At 37.2% G+C, this 17,919-nt stretch carries 19 protein-coding genes and 1 pseudogene; 11 read left to right on the top strand and 9 right to left on the bottom strand.

The genetic code is table 11. The annotated features are described in order from the left end of the window. Positions 1–28 precede the first annotated feature (28 nt). The 6 genes from ACFX4R_RS08855 to ACFX4R_RS08830 form a co-directional block, all read right to left on the bottom strand. On the bottom strand, positions 29–607 hold the full coding sequence (locus ACFX4R_RS08855) for a ferric reductase-like transmembrane domain-containing protein (protein WP_162213659.1): 579 nt from the start codon (positions 605–607) through the stop codon (positions 29–31). After that, positions 582–1,505 (bottom strand): FAD:protein FMN transferase, encoded by a 924-nt coding sequence (locus ACFX4R_RS08850; RefSeq protein ID WP_377569376.1) that lies wholly within the window; start codon positions 1,503–1,505, stop codon positions 582–584. The genes ACFX4R_RS08855 and ACFX4R_RS08850 overlap by 26 nt, the downstream gene beginning before the upstream one ends. Before the next feature lie 12 nt (positions 1,506–1,517). Next, positions 1,518–1,928 carry a hypothetical protein gene (locus ACFX4R_RS08845; RefSeq protein ID WP_342314839.1) on the bottom strand — a complete coding sequence of 137 codons (411 nt, stop codon included), beginning with the start codon at positions 1,926–1,928 and terminating at the stop codon, positions 1,518–1,520. A gap of 191 nt (positions 1,929–2,119) precedes the next feature. Then, a complete protein-coding gene (locus ACFX4R_RS08840) occupies positions 2,120–2,590 on the bottom strand; it encodes a DUF2178 domain-containing protein (RefSeq protein WP_013081869.1) in 471 nt (156 codons plus the stop codon). Next, positions 2,580–2,798 carry a helix-turn-helix transcriptional regulator gene (locus tag ACFX4R_RS08835; protein ID WP_013081870.1) on the bottom strand — a complete coding sequence of 73 codons (219 nt, stop codon included), beginning with the start codon at positions 2,796–2,798 and terminating at the stop codon, positions 2,580–2,582. Before ACFX4R_RS08835 ends, ACFX4R_RS08840 begins: the two co-directional genes overlap by 11 nt. A 148-nt stretch (positions 2,799–2,946) precedes the next feature. Continuing rightward, on the bottom strand, positions 2,947–3,147 hold the full coding sequence (locus ACFX4R_RS08830) for a YolD-like family protein (protein WP_370881275.1): 201 nt from the start codon (positions 3,145–3,147) through the stop codon (positions 2,947–2,949). 375 nt (positions 3,148–3,522) lie between these two features. Here ACFX4R_RS08830 and ltaS point away from each other — a divergent pair, with 375 nt between their 5' ends. After that, the gene (gene ltaS, locus ACFX4R_RS08825; protein ID WP_043980277.1) at positions 3,523–5,451 is read left to right on the top strand and encodes a lipoteichoic acid synthase; all 1,929 of its coding nucleotides are present in this window, start codon (positions 3,523–3,525) and stop codon (positions 5,449–5,451) included. Positions 5,452–5,527: 76 nt separating this feature from the next. Here ltaS and ACFX4R_RS08820 read toward each other — a convergent pair whose 3' ends face one another. Together ACFX4R_RS08820 and ACFX4R_RS08815 are read right to left on the bottom strand one after the other, a co-directional pair. Further along, positions 5,528–5,728 (bottom strand): YolD-like family protein, encoded by a 201-nt coding sequence (locus tag ACFX4R_RS08820; protein ID WP_074893948.1) that lies wholly within the window; start codon positions 5,726–5,728, stop codon positions 5,528–5,530. Positions 5,729–5,957: 229 nt separating this feature from the next. Next, on the bottom strand, positions 5,958–6,428 hold the full coding sequence (locus ACFX4R_RS08815; RefSeq protein WP_043980274.1) for a GNAT family N-acetyltransferase: 471 nt from the start codon (positions 6,426–6,428) through the stop codon (positions 5,958–5,960). Positions 6,429–6,539: 111 nt separating this feature from the next. Here ACFX4R_RS08815 and pdxR point away from each other — a divergent pair, with 111 nt between their 5' ends. The 10 genes and pseudogenes from pdxR to ACFX4R_RS08765 all read left to right on the top strand — a co-directional run bounded on the left by pdxR (position 6,540) and on the right by ACFX4R_RS08765 (position 16,976). Then, positions 6,540–7,937 carry a MocR-like pyridoxine biosynthesis transcription factor PdxR gene (gene pdxR / locus ACFX4R_RS08810; protein WP_323618459.1) on the top strand — a complete coding sequence of 466 codons (1,398 nt, stop codon included), beginning with the start codon at positions 6,540–6,542 and terminating at the stop codon, positions 7,935–7,937. 134 nt (positions 7,938–8,071) lie between these two features. Further along, a complete protein-coding gene (gene mmuM, locus ACFX4R_RS08805; RefSeq protein ID WP_097824257.1) occupies positions 8,072–9,007 on the top strand; it encodes a homocysteine S-methyltransferase in 936 nt (311 codons plus the stop codon). A gap of 293 nt (positions 9,008–9,300) precedes the next feature. Beyond that, complete coding sequence (locus tag ACFX4R_RS08800; protein WP_377569373.1) at positions 9,301–9,933, top strand: fumarylacetoacetate hydrolase family protein; 633 nt, start codon at positions 9,301–9,303, stop codon at positions 9,931–9,933. A 456-nt stretch (positions 9,934–10,389) separates the two neighbouring features. Then, positions 10,390–10,800 carry a CBO0543 family protein gene (locus ACFX4R_RS08795; RefSeq protein WP_157842262.1) on the top strand — a complete coding sequence of 137 codons (411 nt, stop codon included), beginning with the start codon at positions 10,390–10,392 and terminating at the stop codon, positions 10,798–10,800. Between the two features lie 228 nt (positions 10,801–11,028). Then, a complete protein-coding gene (locus tag ACFX4R_RS08790; RefSeq protein ID WP_165575524.1) occupies positions 11,029–11,592 on the top strand; it encodes an ImmA/IrrE family metallo-endopeptidase in 564 nt (187 codons plus the stop codon). A gap of 328 nt (positions 11,593–11,920) precedes the next feature. Continuing rightward, complete coding sequence (locus tag ACFX4R_RS08785; RefSeq protein ID WP_028407583.1) at positions 11,921–13,225, top strand: CitMHS family transporter; 1,305 nt, start codon at positions 11,921–11,923, stop codon at positions 13,223–13,225. A 153-nt stretch (positions 13,226–13,378) separates the two neighbouring features. Further along, positions 13,379–14,968: an ATP-binding protein gene (locus tag ACFX4R_RS08780; RefSeq protein WP_340447650.1), complete on the top strand. Its 1,590-nt coding sequence runs from the start codon at positions 13,379–13,381 to the stop codon at positions 14,966–14,968. 27 nt (positions 14,969–14,995) lie between these two features. Next, positions 14,996–15,667: a response regulator gene (locus ACFX4R_RS08775; protein WP_013081881.1), complete on the top strand. Its 672-nt coding sequence runs from the start codon at positions 14,996–14,998 to the stop codon at positions 15,665–15,667. Positions 15,668–15,691: 24 nt separating this feature from the next. Beyond that, complete coding sequence (locus ACFX4R_RS08770) at positions 15,692–16,660, top strand: tripartite tricarboxylate transporter substrate binding protein (RefSeq protein WP_043980258.1); 969 nt, start codon at positions 15,692–15,694, stop codon at positions 16,658–16,660. A 134-nt stretch (positions 16,661–16,794) separates the two neighbouring features. After that, positions 16,795–16,976: pseudogene (locus ACFX4R_RS08765) on the top strand (hypothetical protein). Positions 16,977–17,007: 31 nt separating this feature from the next. On the opposite strand, the gene ACFX4R_RS08760 reads toward ACFX4R_RS08765, so the two are convergent. After that, positions 17,008–17,880, bottom strand: a complete 873-nt coding sequence (locus ACFX4R_RS08760; protein ID WP_043980256.1) for a LysR family transcriptional regulator — start codon at positions 17,878–17,880, stop codon at positions 17,008–17,010. Positions 17,881–17,919 lie beyond the last annotated feature (39 nt).

Here is a 17,919-nt window from a genome sequence, read left to right as displayed (position 1 = left end):
AAACGCACTCTATGATAGAGTGCGTTTTTTAGTTTTCCTGAGCTTTTTTTTGGTTCTTAGGAGCTGACTGGTGTTGAAGTCGTAAAAAAAGAAAAATCAAAACGATGCAGCCAGTGATGCTGTACATCCCAAGAATAAGCGGTTGCTGTGTATCTGTTCCAGAAGTAATGCCGTGATACAGTGCGAGCAAATAGCCTGGAAAAGCAAGAAAATGAATGGCTTTCCATGTTTTTCTCCCCAGCTGTTTTATAAAATCGGATGTGATAATCAGTACGAATAAAATGTAGAGTGAAATAGTACCAAGACCTGTGCTAATTGGTTTGTAATCGGAAGTGAACGGAATTAAAATGTCAGAAAGTGAAAAATGAATCGATTGATCAAATGATAAAACAAGTCCGTGAATCATGCCAAATAATAATCCGAACCACCCTGATGATTGATGAACCAGCAAAAGCTGTTTTTTTCGTTTTGGTTTAAAAAATGAAAAGCTGTGAGAAATGCCAGCGGCAACCGATACAAACATGAGCAAATAAGAAGTTAAGCCGGCTGCCCGAATGGTATTCCAAACGGGAAAGTGGGCACTAAATTGCGCGAGGAGAGTAGCCATAATGGTATACCTGACCTTTCACATTTTTTTCGATTAACACTTCGCCTTCTTTTGTAACCGCAATTACCTCTAAAGAAGGGTGATGCATTTTAGCTAATCTTAATCCGACGTCCCATCCGAGAATAAGCATGCATTTTGCATAGACTTCAGAAACGGTCAAGTCTTCTGAAACAACCGTTACTTGCAGAAGCTCTGATGAACTAGGCTTGCTGATTCTGCCATCAATAATATGATGGTGAGTGTGTCCGTTTACTTTCCACAATCGCTTGCCCACACTGCTTGTGGCAATGCCGCTGTTGCTCTTTACTTTAATACTCATGAGATTTTTTGATAAATCAAATGGATGAGAGAGCGCAATAGACCAGTGCTTGCTAGCAGGCCCCCACGTTACAATATCACCGCCTCCATCGATTGCACCAAGTGAAGTTCCTTTTTTCTTTAATTGATTCGCCATTTGCTGAATGCTCCAACCTTTTGCGATTCCGCCTAAATCCAGACCGACATTAGAAGCAAGCTGAATACTTCTCATTCCTTTGTGAATCATAATAGGGTTAACAGCATCAAAAGCTGCTACTTCTTGAGGAAGCTGATTGTTAGGCAGTTGTTCAAAGCTTTGGTCATATCCTAGAGTTTGAATAGAGTGATACAGAAATGGGTTGAAAATCCCGTTTGTCTCATTGTGATAGTAAGAGGCTGTTTTTACAGCTTCATACAACATTTTTGACGGTAAAAATAATCTTCCGTTCAGCGAATTAAGCTGTGAAAGCTCGCTTGTTGGAAGAAAGCGGCTTAGGGTTTCTTCTACAAGATAACACCAGCTCTCCACTTTTTGGCTGACAAGTGTTTCAAGCTCATATACATTAAATTCGGTATTCATTGCTTTAAATGAGTAGCTCATTATATCACATCCTTAAGAAGGTCTTGATTGCATAGAAGAATCATCGTTATTGCCCCAATTATCCTGACTATTTCCAGCATCATCATTAGACCACTGATCTTGCTGGCTACTTGAATCATCGTCTGACCACTGATCACTTTGCTCACTAGAATTGTCATTTGACCATTGATCTTGCCCGTTAGTTCCATTGTTCGTATTGGAACCAGATCCTGAATCTGGAAATAGATCCGTCTCATCTTCCGTTTGAGTTTGAGATGAATTATCGGCTGATGCATCGTTATTTAGTGCTGGAGCTGTTGAATTTGTTTGATCATATTTTTGAGAAAGTCCTATAAAAGTGGTAAATGCAGCAACGCTCGATAAACCAACCATCCATTTTGTCCATTTATTAGCTGCCATTGATATGCTCCTTTTATCTTTCATATTTTGCAACTGAACACTGAAGAAAAACTGCAGTGGAAGGTAACATACATCGTTCAATTGTTATAGTTCAATATAGACAGAGAAAATGAAAAAATAGTGAAATAGATGTAGGTCGGATTATTTTTGTGGGGGAATTGAGTGAATTATTAGATTAAAAAAGGGTTGTTCTTTTTAGAACAACCCTTTTTTAATCACCGATAAATCTTACTAATTGATACGTAATAAACCGTTAACTGTACAAGAGAAAGAAGCAAAAGAACGGCAATGGGATAGAAGCTAAAAGAATTAGGTAACAGCGGATAAAAAGCTATTAATATAGCACCTATAGGAATAGAAAATAGGAGGAAAACAAAGGCTTTTTTGCAAGCTTCTGCTGTTATCATCTTTTCACGTTCATCTTCTTCTGCAAATTCAAAAGGAAATAATAAAGGCGAAACGTTCTTCGTCTTTTTACGCGCGCGGTAGTAAAAAAATGAGACAATTAAAAGAACAATTAAAGAAGCAAAAGAGCCTATAGACATAGTAATTTCCCACGGAGGCTCAGGGTCGGTCATAACTTCACTAAATTGAATATTTAGGCTTAAAAAATCATATAAAAACCAACCTACGCACAACAGGGACACTACATTCAACAAATAAGATTTAATAACATTACTCAACATTTTTCTCCTCCTTTTGAAGTGTAAAAACATCTTCCATTTTTAATTGAAAGACATCACAAATTGTTAAACCAAGTAGTAGGGAAGGAACGTAATTTCCCTTTTCAATAGCTGCAATGGTTTGGCGAGTGGCTCCAACTTTTTCAGCTAAATCTCCTTGCGTATATCCATGTTTAGCTCTAAGCTCTTTTACGTGATTAATAAGAGTCAATATGATCACCCGCTGTCTTTTTAATGAATTTGTTAAGTTGATTTAACATTATGTAAAGTTAATTTAACACTAATTGGATAATTTTTCAATAGTTTATGGATAAAAAATACAAAAAAGATCCTAGAAGAATTCTTCAGGATCTTTTTTGTTAATAAATTTCTTTAATGCCAGACAAACGAATGGAAAAAATGTTTTGTTTTTCATCTCGTAGGGAGAGGGTTTGGTCGGTTAGGTTTAAATTTTGGATTTTTCCTTTGAAGGTTTGAAGCAGGCCATTTTCGTAATAATTCACGGTTACATGTTTGTTTTTCTTTAACGCTTTTAAAATCATTAATTCATCTCCTTTCATGTGTGCATCTGTTATGAAAAGAAAGCTGTGGCTTAAGCATAAGAATGTGGAGAATGCTCAAGGCAGAATTATTATTATACAACAAGATGAGAATAGTTTGTATATAAATTGTGAAAAAATGCACAAGTTTGCAGTACGGGTGTTGCAACAGAGTACAGTATATGAGGGAAGAAGGGGTTTTATGATAAAAAAGGTGATTTTAGTTTATTTATTTGTGGGTATTAGGTAAACTAGTAGATGAATTTAAAGAATCTATCTATGGTTGTGAAGGCTAGGATTTCATTTAATTTTCATTTTCTATGAGTACAATGATAAAGGTTTTCTATATGTTCTTTGTGAATCTACTCATAAACTAATCGAGAAAGGAAAATCAAAATGAAGCGAATCGTTTCTAAGCCGCTGCACTATTTCATATTAGCCGCTGTTTTAATGTGGATAAAGTCGTATGTGGCTTATAAAACTGAATTTAACTTAGGCGTAAGCGGCGTAATGCAGCAAATGCTGCTGTTCATAAACCCTGTGAGTTCAGTGCTGATTTTTTTAGGAATCGGCTTATTTTTAAAAGGAAAGAAAGCAGGAGCTTGGATCCTTGCAGGCAGTTTCATTATGACGCTGCTGTTATACAGCAACGTTCTCTATTATCGTTTTTTTAACGATTTTGTAACGCTTCCTACACTGTTGCAAACAAGTAATGCAGGAAGTATGGGCGGAAGCATTATGGATTTATTAAAAGCACATGATGTTTTTTATTTTGTTGATTTTATTATTTATTTTTTCTTCTTTTTTAGTAAAAAAATTGACTGGCATAATGAAAAAGTATCGGTTAAGAATGCTGTAACCATTCTTTCTTTAGGATTTATGGTTTTTTCTGTAAATTTAACATTAGCAGAAATTGATCGCCCGCAGCTTCTATCTCGAACTTTTGACCGCAATTATCTAGTAAAGTATTTAGGCGCCTATAATTATACGATGTATGACGGTGTTCAGACTGCTCAAAACTCTAAACAGCGAGCTTTTGCAAGCAGCAATGATTTAACAAACGTCGTTAATTTTAAAAACAGTCATTATGCGGAGCCTAATTCCGTTTATTTTGGAAAAGCTAAAGGGAAAAATATTATTAAAATTCATTTGGAATCATTTCAGTCTTTTTTAATTGATTACAAATTAAATGGCCAGGAAGTGACACCTTTCTTAAATTCGTTGGCCCATGGAAATGACTTTACGTATTTTGATAACTTCTTTCATCAAACGGGACAAGGAAAAACATCAGATGCTGAGCTGATGATGGACAATTCTCTATACGGCCTTCCTCAAGGTTCTGCCTTTGTACTGAAAGGAAGCAATACGTATCAGGCAGCGCCAGCTATTTTGGATCAAAAAGCTGGCTATACGAGCGCTGTGCTGCACGGAGACTATAAGACGTTTTGGAACCGTAACGAAATTTACAAGCAGTTCGGTGTGGATAAGTTCTTTGATGCAAGTTATTACAATATGACGGGTGAAAATAAAATTAATTATGGTTTAAAAGACAAACCGTTCTTTAAAGAATCTGTTCCAATGCTGCAGTCTTTACCGCAGCCGTTCTATGCGCATTTAATTACGTTAACAAATCACTTTCCATTTTTACTTGGAAACAATGAGGCAAGCATACAGCCGGCTAACACGGGCGATGCAACAGTTGACCGTTATTTCCAAACGGCTCGTTATTTAGACGAATCATTGCAATCTTTCTTCCAAGAACTGAAAGCTTCTGGGCTTTATGATAATTCTGTGATTATGATTTATGGAGATCACTACGGTATTTCTGAAAATCATAATGCGGCAATGGAAAAAGTAATGGGAAAAGAAATTACCCCTTATGAAAATGCTCAGCTGCAGCGTGTACCTCTATTCATTCACGTTCCTGGAGTGAAAGGCGGAGTTAATCATACGTACGGTGGAGAAATTGACGTTGTGCCAACTCTTCTTCATTTAGTAGGGATTGACAGCAAAGAGTTTATCCAATTTGGCACAGATTTATTTTCTAAGGATCATGATGATGTAGTTGCATTCCGCAATGGCAACTACGTATCTCCTAAATATACATTAGTGGATGGAACGTATTATGATTCTAAGACGGGCCAAGCCCTTAAAGAAAATAATCAAATGAAAGCTTATAAACAGAAGGTAGCAAAAGAACTGGAGTTATCTGATCAAGTGCTTTATGGAGACTTGCTTCGTTTCCACAAGCTGAAGGATTTTCAAACAGTCGACCCTTCGAAATATATGTACGGGAAAGAAGAAACAGAAACATCAGCTAAATAAAGCTAAAATCAAAAGAACATGATGACTTCTGCAAAGCAGAATGAACATCATGTTCTTTTTTACTGTAAACTATTCATTAATAAATTTCTTTAATTCCCGATAAGCGAATAGAGAAAGTATTTTGCTGCTCATCTTTTAATGAAAGCGTTTGGTCCGTTAAATCTAGGCGCTGTACTTTTCCTTTAAACGTTTGAAGCAAACCGTTTTTATAATAGTTAATTGTAACGGCCCCGTTTTTTCTTAATGCTTTTAAAATCATCTTCAAAACTCCTTCCATATTTAAAATGTTTATGATTAACGAGCTGTAACATTCATTTTCATTTGCATATTTTTATTATACACAAAAATAGAAAGCGTTTTCACTTAAAGTTTGAACACTTTGTGAAAACTTTAACAGAGAATGTGACAAATACATACAGAAACTAATTTATTTGTCGTATTCATCATAAAACACATTTATGAAAGGAGTGTTAAGAACGTGTTAAAACTTTATGGATGGAAGAATATTATAAAATATCGTTTGAAATGTCGTAGTGAATCCATTCATCGTTTGTTACATTTCCGCCCATTTTTCTGTAAAGCATTTGGGCTCTTGTGTTATCATAAGCCGTTTCCCAAGACATAGTTGCATACTGATGTTCTTTTGTATACTGGTGACTAGTCGAAAATAATTTTTCTCCAATTTTTTGTCCTCTTGCTTTTTCAGTAACGTACAAGTCATTTAAAATCGCTACAGGCTTTACACGCGTGGTGCTAAATGTAAAATAAAGCGTCGAAAAACCTACTGCTTCGTCATTTTGAGTCGCGATAAACTGAACGCCAGCATCCGGATGCTGAAATAAGTGATTAATTAAATTTCTCAGCTGCTTTTTGGTAGGCTGAGGGCGCTTGTAAAAATCAACAATGTATTCGTTCATTAATGAAATAAGTGCTTCCATGTCAGCGGCATTAGCTTGACGAATTGTAATAGTAGTCATTAAATCTTCTCCTTTTTAATCAGATGATCTACACTTATAGTAAAAGAAATGTATCCCCTCTAAAAGAGCCAGATTTGAAAAATAAAATAGGGACAGATGAAAGGAGCTAGCGTGAAGTTCACACCTTTATTAAACCGCAAAGATGATATGCCTTTGTATCACCAGCTATATGAATATATAAAAAAAGAAATTGTATCCAGCAGGGTAGAAGTGAATGACAAACTGCCTTCTATCCGGTCTTTTGCTGATTACTTAAACGTAAGTCGAAATACTGTAGATATGGCCTATCAGCAGCTTTTAGCTGAAGGGTATGTAGAAAGCAGGCCCAAAAGTGGACTGTACGTAACGAATACACAGTTTGATTTACTGCAAACAGATAGAAAGCCGACTGTATTTTTACATCCTCACTCAGAAACAAAGTCGTGTACCTATGATTTTCGGTATGGAAAAGTTGATAACCGTTTGTTTCCTTTGGATGAGTGGAAAAAACGATACAATGAAAGTCTTCAAACTTATAGAGAATCTCTGTTTACTTACCAAGAAAGTCAAGGAGAAGAATCACTGCGAGAAGAAATTGCGACGTACCTTTATCAATCAAGAGGAGTGGTTTGTTCAAAACATCAAATTATTATTGGAGCAGGTACGCAGCAATCACTCAGTTTACTAGCGCAGATGCTAAAACCAAGCATCTGGGACATTGCCTTTGAAAACCCTTGTTATGACGGGGCTAGCTTTGTATTTAAGCAGCATGGATTTTCCTTAAAACCCGTGTCGCTTAATAACAAAGGGATAAACATCCAAGAGCTTTATGATAGCCTAGCACGAGCTGTTTATGTCACACCATCTCATCAGTTTCCATACGGAATGATCATGCCTGTTTCAAGAAGAATAGAGCTTCTTAAATGGGCGAATGACCGCAACGGGTTTATTATTGAAGATGATTATGACGGAGAATTTCGTTATAAAGGCTCTCCCATCCCTTCATTGCAAAGCTTAGACACTGAGGGGCGCGTCATTTATACAGGTACATTTTCAAAATCTTTTATGCCTTCTTTAAGAATCAGCTACCTTGTATTACCTGAAGTTCTTCTAAAGGAATATCATGAACGCTTCTCTTTATACGAGCAAGCTGTTCCAACTCTCCATCAGCGGACGCTCGGGCTGATGATGAAAAATGGAGAGTGGAGTAAGCATTTAAGAAGAGTAAGAACTGCTTATCAACTGAAACACAGTACTCTTTTAGCAGCTTTACAGAAGGAGTTTAACAAAAACATCACGTTGTCAGGAGAATCTGCAGGTTTGCATATACTTATACGCGTGCACAACGATATGAACGAACAGCAATTAATTAACGCAGCTCGAAAGCAAGATGTCTCTGTCTACGGTACCTCTCGTTATTGGCTTACGGAAGTACCTAAACAAAAGCCTCATGTTTTGTTAGGCTTCGGAAGTTTGGGGAGAGAAGAAATAGAAGAAGGAATAAAACGATTAAAAAAAGCTTGGTTATAAATCCATGCTCGTTTTTTCGGTTTCTTGACAAAAGTTGCCTAGTCCTTTAGACTTTTTTGCATATATTTTAAATTATCTGAAAGGAGGATAGGGTAATCGAAGCTAACTGCTAGTGGACAACCCTAGATTAAACAATGAATCCTATCCAACAAATTTTACATACATTTCCTGTGATTGTACTAGATGGTGCAATGGCAACTGAACTGGAGAGATATGGCTGTGATCTAAACGACAGCTTATGGTCTGCTAAAGTGCTGATGGAGCAGCCAGAATTGATTAAGAGAGTGCATCAAGATTACTTTTCAGCAGGAGCTGACTGTGCGATTACAGCAAGTTATCAAAGCACATTTGAAGGTTTTTCTAAACGTGGTTTGAGTGAAGCAGAGGCTCGCGAGTTAATTCAAGCATCTGTAAAAATTGCGGCTGAAGCAAGAGATGAATTTTGGCAGCAAGAAGAGAATCGTCTTAATCGCCCAAAACCAATTGTCGCCGCTTCGGTAGGGCCTTACGGAGCATTTTTAGCAAACGGATCGGAATATACTGGACAGTATGACGTAACAGAAGAAGAGTTAATGGAATTTCATCGTCCTCGTATGAAAGCATTAATTGAAGCAGGAGCAGACGTATTAGCTTGTGAAACTATTCCTAATGTAATGGAAGCAAGAGCCATTGCGAGGCTGCTAGAAGAGTTTGAAGGAGCGTACGCATGGATTACGTTCAGCGCAAAAGATGACCTGCACATTAGCAGCGGAACATTAATCTCGGAGTGTGCACGCTATCTGGATTCCTATGAGCAAGTAGCGGCTCTTGGAGTTAACTGTACGCCGCCTCAATATATTTCTTCACTTATTAAAGAAATTAAATCTCAAACGGATAAGCCAGTCATTGTGTATCCAAATTCAGGGGAGCATTATGATGCTGAATCTAAAACATGGAACGGGATATCTGCAGGCGAAACGTATGGCTGCAGCGCTCACAGCTGGTATGAAGCAGGTGCTCAGTTAATCGGAGGGTGCTGTCGTACAACTCCAGATGATATCAAAGGCATTACAAAATGGGCTAGAAAATAACGGATTAAAAGAAAGAGAATGTGAGAAAAGTTGTTTCGCTAACGTTAAACACGAACGATCTATCAAAAATAGATCGTTCGTGTTTTTTATGGTCATGGTGAACGTAGGTTTCGTGTGGGCAGGTCCTTCTAGCTGTTACACGGAAATCAACAAAGGTGTCATAAGCAGTTCAGCTCATTTATCCCCATTTTCTGTCTTTAGATTAGATTCATTTTATTATGTCCCAATCTTTTTTTCTTGTAAAATAAAAGAATACAAGTTGAAAAATCTTTATTTGAACGAAAGAAGGGATGATGAAAGTGAAAGATATTAAAAATATTTATTGTGTAGGGCGGAACTACGCACTGCATGCAAAAGAATTACATAATGATATTCCAACATCACCTTTTTTATTTTCCAAACCTACTCACGCTCTCGTTGAAGCAGCTGGACAATCAATCGCTCTTCCTAGCGACCAAGGAGAGGTGCACTTTGAAACTGAACTGATTCTTCATATTGGACAATCTTACAAAGAGGGCATAACAGTAGATGAACTTGTTGACGAGATGACGATTGGATTAGACTTGACCCTTCGAGACGTGCAGAGCGAATTAAAACAAAAAAAGCACCCTTGGCTGCTTGCAAAAGGGTTCAAACGTTCAGCGGTTGTGGGAAACTTTATTCCATTTGAAGGAGTAGAAGCATCTAAGAAGAAAGACTTTTCGTTAGTGAAAAACAATGAACGCGTGCAGCTGGGGAATATTAAAGATTTGATTTTTGACTTACAAACGATTATTGATTTTACAGGAAAACATTTTGGTCTTGATAAAGGAGATCTTATTTTTACAGGGACACCTGAGGGAGTAGGTCCGCTTACTCATCATGATGAGCTTTCACTTAAATGGGGACAGCAAGAGCTTGGTTCTTGCATCATTTCCTTTCGTTAACAAAAAGAAGCTGAAACAAAAGTAGTTTAGTTGAAGGAAGATCCGAACGATGAATTGAGATTCTTGATAGAGAATCCAACTCGTTCGGATCTTTTATTGTGATGGTGAACGTAGATTGTATATATTTGCTTCTAGCTGTTGATTAGAGGGTAAGGCGAAGACTCCGGGAGGAAAGTGGAGTGGCTGAGACCCCGCAGAAGGGTAAGTGAAGTTTTGCACGAAAATCAACAGCGGTGTACCACGCAGTCCAAATCATTTATCCTATTTGTTCGTATTTAGTTTGGCTTGCTTTCGTTATGCCTCAATCTCTTTTTCTGCGAAGTCTTAATTTTTTAGCCTTCAGAATGAATTTAATATCCAATGGGAAAGCTGTTTCTATCTCCTATAGAAAACGAGGTCCTCAGCATGGTGCTCTTAATCCTTACAACGGTGATTTCTATTTTGAGTGTACTAGTTATGCCAAAACGTATCAGCTGGATAGAAATGTACACAACTTCTTTGTTTGTTATGTTTTTAGGATCGGTAGCAGATATATATCTTGATGTTAAATATGATCTTTATGGATTCTTCACAAAAGGAGTAGATTTTGAATATCTTTTAATTTTTATTTTTGTTTATCCTGCAACGAATAGTGTATTTTTAAATTTTTATCCACAGAGCAAGAGTTTGGCTAAAAAAGCTTTATATATTACAGTGTGGGTAATTCTTACAACCCTGTTTGAATACATTTCTGCCCAAACAGAAGTGTTTTATTATAACGAATGGAAGACGCTATACTCGTTTTTTTGCTATCCTTTTCTTTATATAGCAATGGTTTTAAATTTAAAAATGATACGGAGGCTTCAGATTATCGATAAACAAAAATAGAAATAAAAAAAAGTAATGATAAATCATAAAAAAATGATATTTTATTAATGGCTACATATGTAATATAGTAAAAATAGAAAATAAACGAAGCAGCATATAAGCAGGGTTAAAAAACATCAAAACGGGAATCTTGACATTAACTTCATGTTTTTAACCATGTATTGTGAATGAATATACTTATTGCTAAATAATATGTTGTAGAAGGAATTTAGCAAAGGAGGCAAGAAGATGTTTAAGCGTAGTGAAAAAATCCAAATTCATGGCGTAACGTTTCATGGAGTCATGAGTGCGAAGCAAAAAGCCGCCCTGCAGGAAATTGCTAATGTAACAGACGAAAAAGACTGGGATGGGCTAAAAGGTGTGTATTGCTTAGGCAGTGTAAAAGTGCAAGGGAAAGATGTGCTAGGCGTGTACTATGGCCAATTTAATGATAACCTTCCAAAAGATAAGCGCAAACTTCAGTTTGAAATTGACTATATTAAATATACAGTAACGGAATGTCCTATTGTCTTTATCGATACAACAAAAAATAAAAAGCCTCATCAATTTGCTTTTATCATTCTGCATGAATTAGGCCATCATGTGGATCGTATGACAAATGGAACGCTTTTAAAAGAAGGAAATAGAACGCAAGAAATGTTTGCTAATACGTATGCTTTAGAGAAATATTCAAAAATAGAAAAGTTCCAAACAAAGAAGTTGAAAAACATTCCATTTTTAGAGGAGTCTCTTACTCAATGGAATAAAACTCCTCATCCTGGAGCTTATTCTCTTAGAGTTCAAATTGAATAATTCACGAGAATAGTTCCTCTCTCTCCGTTTTTTATTTTCCTATCTTTTTTCCTCTTCCTTTCTTTTATTCTTCCAATGAACAAAAAGGATTTAATTACCCATAAAGTTTTAAAAGTTTTTATAGTACGAATTATTTACACTATACCCTCCTGTAAATTATGATTATTTTAAGAAAAAACAGAAAATTTTAAAGTTTTAAGGTACAACTTAATAGTGAACAAGCGATGTTGTAATCGTATAGACGAACTGGCATACATATGCGAGTCATACATACAAACGAATCGCTTCCACTGTTATGAAAGCGGATTCAAAAATAGGAGGGGTAATAATGTTAGCTATTCTTGGGTTTTTGATGGTTTGTACATTTATGTTTCTAATTATGACAAAACGATTAACGCCGCTTATTGCTTTAATGGTTATTCCAGTATTGTTTGCAATCATAGGGGGATTCACAAGTGATATTGGAGAAATGGCTTTAAATGGTGTAAAAGAATTAGCACCTACAGGCGTTATGTTAATGTTTGCTATTTTATATTTTGGGATTATGATTGATGCTGGTTTGTTTGATCCAGTTGTAGGAAGAATTTTAAAAATCGTAAAAGGTGATCCACTAAAAATCACAATTGGTACAGCTATTTTAGTTCTTATTATCTCATTAGACGGAGACGGAACAACAACATATATGATTACGCTCTCAGCGATGCTTCCGCTTTATAAAAAGCTAAACATGAAGCCTATGATTTTAGCCTGTATCGCTATTATGGGTAGTGGAGTTATGAACTTAACGCCTTGGGGCGGACCTACTGCACGTGTGATGAGCGCATTGAAGTTAGATGCTTCACAGGTGTTCACACCACTGATTCCAGCCATGATTGGTGGAGCTGTTTGGTTATTATTTACGGCTTACTATTTCGGGAAAAAAGAGCGTCAGCGCTTAGGTGTTATTGATATTCAAGACGTTACAAATGCTCAAGTAGCTTTTGCAGAAGCAGCCGCTGCTGAAGGAATCGAGTACAAGCGTCCGAAGCTTTTATGGGTAAACTTTGCTTTAACAGCTCTCTTATTAGTAGGACTTATCACAGCAGTTATGCCGCTTCAAATTCTGTTTATGATTGGATTTGCAATCGCTATCATGATTAACTATCCAAATTTAGAAGTTCAAAAAGAGCGTATCACAGCACATGCCGGTAATGTACTTGCTGTTGTATCTCTTGTATTCGCAGCAGGCGTATTCACAGGTATTTTATCAGGTACAAAAATGGTAGATGCAATGGGTAATAGTTTAGTAGGATTAATTCCAGATGCGTTAGGGCCTTACATGTCTGTGATTACAGCCATCACAAGTATGCCATTTACGTTCTTTATGTCAAATGATGCTTACTACTATGGGATTTTACCAATTATTGCTCAAGCAGCTTCAGCATACGGTATTGATGCTGCAGAAATTGGCCGTGCTTCATTGATTGGTCAACCTGTTCACTTACTAAGTCCTTTAGTTGCTTCTACGTATCTATTGGTCGGTATGGCAAAAGTCGAGCTTGGTGAATTCCAGCGCTTTACTTTAAAGTGGACGATTGGAACAGCGATGGTGATGCTTTTAGTAGCTATTATTACAGGAGTTATTACGCTGTAAAGATCATGAACCTAAAAACTTATCAATTCCGCTTTTGGGATTGATAAGTTTTTTTGTCTAAAAAGCTTTTGGAATAAGGAGCGGATATACAAAAAATTTTGATAAAATAAAAGAGGAATAGAACTATAAGGTAAAGGCTAAAGGTGCGATGAAATGAAAAAATGGTTTCAAGTATCGCTGCAAACAAAAATCGTAGGTTTATCAGCAGCATTAATCATAACTGTTATTGTTCTTTTAGCGAGTATTTTCTCTTACATGCAGTTTGTAGAATCTAAAAGGCAAGCCGAGCAGCTGGCTCTTCAAGCAGCCAAATCAATATCATTTATGCCGGAAGTCAAAGCTGCTTTTCAAAAAAAACAGCCGAGTCGCTACATTCAGCCGCTTGCCGAGCAAGTGAGGGAACAAATCGGAGCAGCAAGTATTGTAGTTCAAAACCGTGAGCAAATCATCTATTCTCATGCTAATCAAAAATGGATAGGAAAGAAAGACAAAGAGGCGGTTAACGATAGAGCACTATTATTCGGCGGATATTATACGCTTGACGGAGAGGGAACCACAGGTCCTGCAATTATGGGGAAAGCGCCTATTGTCATCAGTCACGGAAAGTATACGGAGGTCGTGGGAGTAGTGACGGTTGAGTTTTTAAAGTCTCATGTTCATGCTCAGCTCATTACGCGCATTCAGCAAATTATCCTATTTTCACTAGCTGTTTTATTGCTTGGTATGATCGGGGGTATTTTTTTAGCTAAAAGTATTAAAAAAGATACTCTCGGTCTTGAGCCCCATGAAATCGCTTCTTTATACCGTGAACGAAATGCGATTTTACTTTCGATAAAAGAAGGAATTATTGCTATTGATCATCAAGGCTTTATTACGATGATGAATACATCAGCTAAAAATATGCTAGGACTACAGACGGAATATTTACATCATCATATCATTGAAGTGTTTCCTTATACGAATATGATTGAAGTGCTAGATACGGGAATAGCCCGAAGCGACCAAGAGATTTTTCTAAATGAAAAAACGTTTATCTTAAACTTAACACCTATTATTGAACATCAGCGAATTGTAGGAGTGGTCGCTAGTTTTCGTGATAAGACAGAATTAAAAAGTTTAATCAATACGATTTCAGAAGTACGAAAGTATTCAGAGGATTTACGAGCTCAAACGCATGAGTTTACGAATAAGCTGTATGTGTTGTCGGGTTTGCTGCAGTTAGGGCAGTACAAAGATGCATTTGAGTTTATTCAAAAAGAATCAGCCGTACACCAAACACAAAACCGTATTCTATTTGATCAGATACTAGATTCTAAAGTCCAAGCAATATTGCTTGGGAAGATTGGAAAAGCATCTGAAAAGAAAATTCACTTTTCGGTTGATTCGGAGAGTACACTCGATACGCTCCCAGAACATATTGAAATTTCTCATCTCATTATCATTATTGGGAATTTAATTGATAATGCATTTGAAGCGGTGAGTCAGCAGCCTGAAAAAGAAGTGTCGTTTTTTATTACCGATATTGGTCATGATTTAATTATTGAAGTGATGGATAACGGACCTGGTATATCAGAAGAAGTACTAAATCAAATTTTCACAAAAGGTTTTTCAACCAAAGGTACAGACAGAGGATACGGACTGGCAAATATAAAGAAAATGGTAGATGAGCTTGGAGGATCTATTGAAGTGTATAATCAGCCAGAAGGAGGAGCCATTTTTTCAGTTTACCTTCCAAAAAACTGAATCATGAGAAGTAAGGGGAGAGTTGAAATGTTAAGAGTCGCAATTGCAGAAGACGATTTTCGAATTGCTCAAGTTCAAGAGCGATTTTTATTAGAAGTAGATGGTGTGGAAGTTGTAGGTAAAGCGTTGAATGCAAAAGAGACGCTTGAAATGCTAAAGGAGAAGAAAGTTGATTTACTTCTTTTAGACATCTATATGCCAGATGAAATGGGAACAGATTTACTGCCAAAAATCAGAGCGCAGTTTCCACACGTTGACGTTATCGTGGTAACGGCTGCCACCGAAAAAAACATTGTAGAAATCTGTTTGAGAAACGGCGTCGTTAATTATTTGATTAAGCCGGTTATGATGGAATCCTTCATTAATGCTATTAAACAGTATCAAGAGAAAAAGGAACTGTTTAGTACGCATGAAGAAGTTGATCAATCATTTATTGATGCGTACTTTGGACATGTCAGAACAAAGCCAAAAGCGGATAAATCTCTTCCTTCAGGTATTGATGGTATCACATTACAAAAGTCAAAAGATATTTTAAAAAGCATCAAAGGAATTACGATCGAAGAGATGGGGCAACACATGGGAGTATCTAGAACGACAGCTAGACGATATTTAGAGTATCTAGTATCAACTGGTGAATGTCACGTTGAATATGATTATGGGATTATTGGACGGCCGGAGCGCAAGTACTATTTAGCGTAGCATTAGCCTTGAAGGATGGTATATATGATCAAAAAGCTCATGATAGTGTTTATAAGTGTATTGCTTGTTAGCTGTTCTTCTCCCTCTAAAAAAGACCATATTGATATGGGGGAAATTGAAATTGTGGCAGCCGGTGCAAAAGGCGGAGGAGCAGATGCAACAGTAAGAGCCATTCAACAGGTGCTAACGGAAAAGAAGATTGTGAAGGTACCCGTTTCTGTTAGTAATAAAATAGGTGGGCAAGGTGAAGAAGGATGGAAATATATTAAACAGAGAAAAGAAGGGAATATTGTTTCCGGAAATTCCAGCTTACTGATTACAAATAATTTGCTAGGGCAAAGTCAATTAACCTATAAAGACTTTACTCCGCTCGCTATTTTAACATCTGAATGGGAGGTCATCGTAGTCCCGGCTAACTCTCCTATATATAATTTAAAACAGCTCATACGCACGTTAAATCAAAGTGAATCCAGCATGAAAGTGGGAATATCACCTCGCTTAGGAAATGACGATCATTTATCGTTCATGCAGCTAAATAAAAAAGCAGGCGTAGACTCTTCCAAGCTTGAGTTTTTCGTTTACAACAGCAGTCATAAAGTGATCGATGCGCTCGTTCATCATCAGCTAGATGTAGCACCTATGTCATTATCAGAAGTAAAAAAGCAGTATGAACAAGGGCAGGTAAGAATACTCGCCGTTTCTTCTCCCAGCAGGCTAGAAGAGTTAAAAGAGATCCCAACGTGGAAAGAAGCGGGAATTGACGTAACATTTAGCCATTGGAGAGGTCTAATGGGACCGCCTAATATGACCAAAGAGCAGGTAGCATATTGGAATAAGACAGTGTATGAAATGGTTCATACAAAAGAATGGGAACAGCTGCTTAAAGATAACGATTTAACCTCTTTTTATAAAAATAGCAGCGGTGCTAAAGTCTTTCTTGAACAGCAAAGCAAGCTGTATTCTGACTTAATGGGCGGAACAAATGATGAATAAATACAATAGAAAGAGGTTGGGATAAAAGGATTTTAGACGGAGTGAAAAACGAACCATTGATCAAGGTTTTTGATTCGTGGTTCATTTTTTTGTTTTGGTGAGGATAGTTTCATCTGTTTTGTTCCTTCTAGCAGTTGATTGGAGGGCAAGACGAAGACTCCTGCGGGAGAAGCGGAACAGGTGAGACCCCACAGGAGAGTTAGCGACGAGGAGGCTCACACCGGCCTCCCGCGGAAAGAGAAGTCTTGCACGGAAATCAACTGCAGGGTCAAAAGCAGTTCAGCTCATACATCCCATTTGTTCGTCTTTAGATTAAATTCATTTCGGTATGTCTCAACCTCTTTCTATCAGCGTACATCTTTTAAATCCAAGTTTTGAATGAACTCAATAAAAGCTTTTACGATGTTAATCTTTAATGAATCCTCATGATAAAACATCCATGTACTGCGCGTTAAAGGCTGCTGGTCTTTTGTTTTTAACGTGTATCTGTAAATCTCTGCTGCGTCATCAAGCAGCATACTCGGCAAAATCGCATAACCGAGTCCGTTTACAACCATCTTTTTGCATGTTTCTGCTTTATCCACTTCAATACTGACAAGGGGAGGCTGAGAGTAATTTTCAGCCCACCAGTTATCAACAGATGTTTTTAAAAAACGATCTTGGTGATAATCAATTCGAGGTATATTGGGAAGGTTGTTTATATCAACAGGCTGTGCAGACGCAATGCAAATCGTTTCTTTAAAAAGCAGCTCTTTCTGATCCTGCCAGTTATAATCACCTTTTACAAACGCAATATGAACATCGTGCTTATAAAGTAAGTGGGCCATGTCACTGCTCCATCCGGTGGTGACTTTGAATTCAACGTCAGGAAATCGCTCTTTAAATAGCCGTAATAGTCCAGGGAGCTTGTAGTCAGTGAAAAAGTTAGACACTCCTAGACGTAAAGTACCGGTTAATTGATCATCCATGTTTAACACATTTTCTTTTATTTTTTGAAGCGTGAGCAGCATTTCTTCTGCACACTTCACTAAATATTCCCCCTGTGGTGTAAATTGAACGCCGCGGCGTCCTCTGTTCACAATCTGAACATGAAATTCCTTCTCCATCTGCTGCAGTCTATGCGTAAGCGCAGGCTGAGAGATAAACAGCTCCTTGGCTGCTTTTGTAATGTTTTTTTCTCGATACAACACTTGTAGAATAAGCCAATCTCGATCGTCCATACTATCCCTCCAGGAATAAAAAAAATGAATGGTTTATAA

This window comes from Priestia sp. YIM B13490 (assembly GCF_042787735.1).
GTDB classification, from domain to species: Bacteria; Bacillota; Bacilli; order Bacillales; family Bacillaceae_H; genus Priestia; species Priestia megaterium.
The sequence above is the reverse complement of the archived record's forward strand: the minus strand, read 5'-3'. Positions and strand labels throughout refer to the sequence as shown.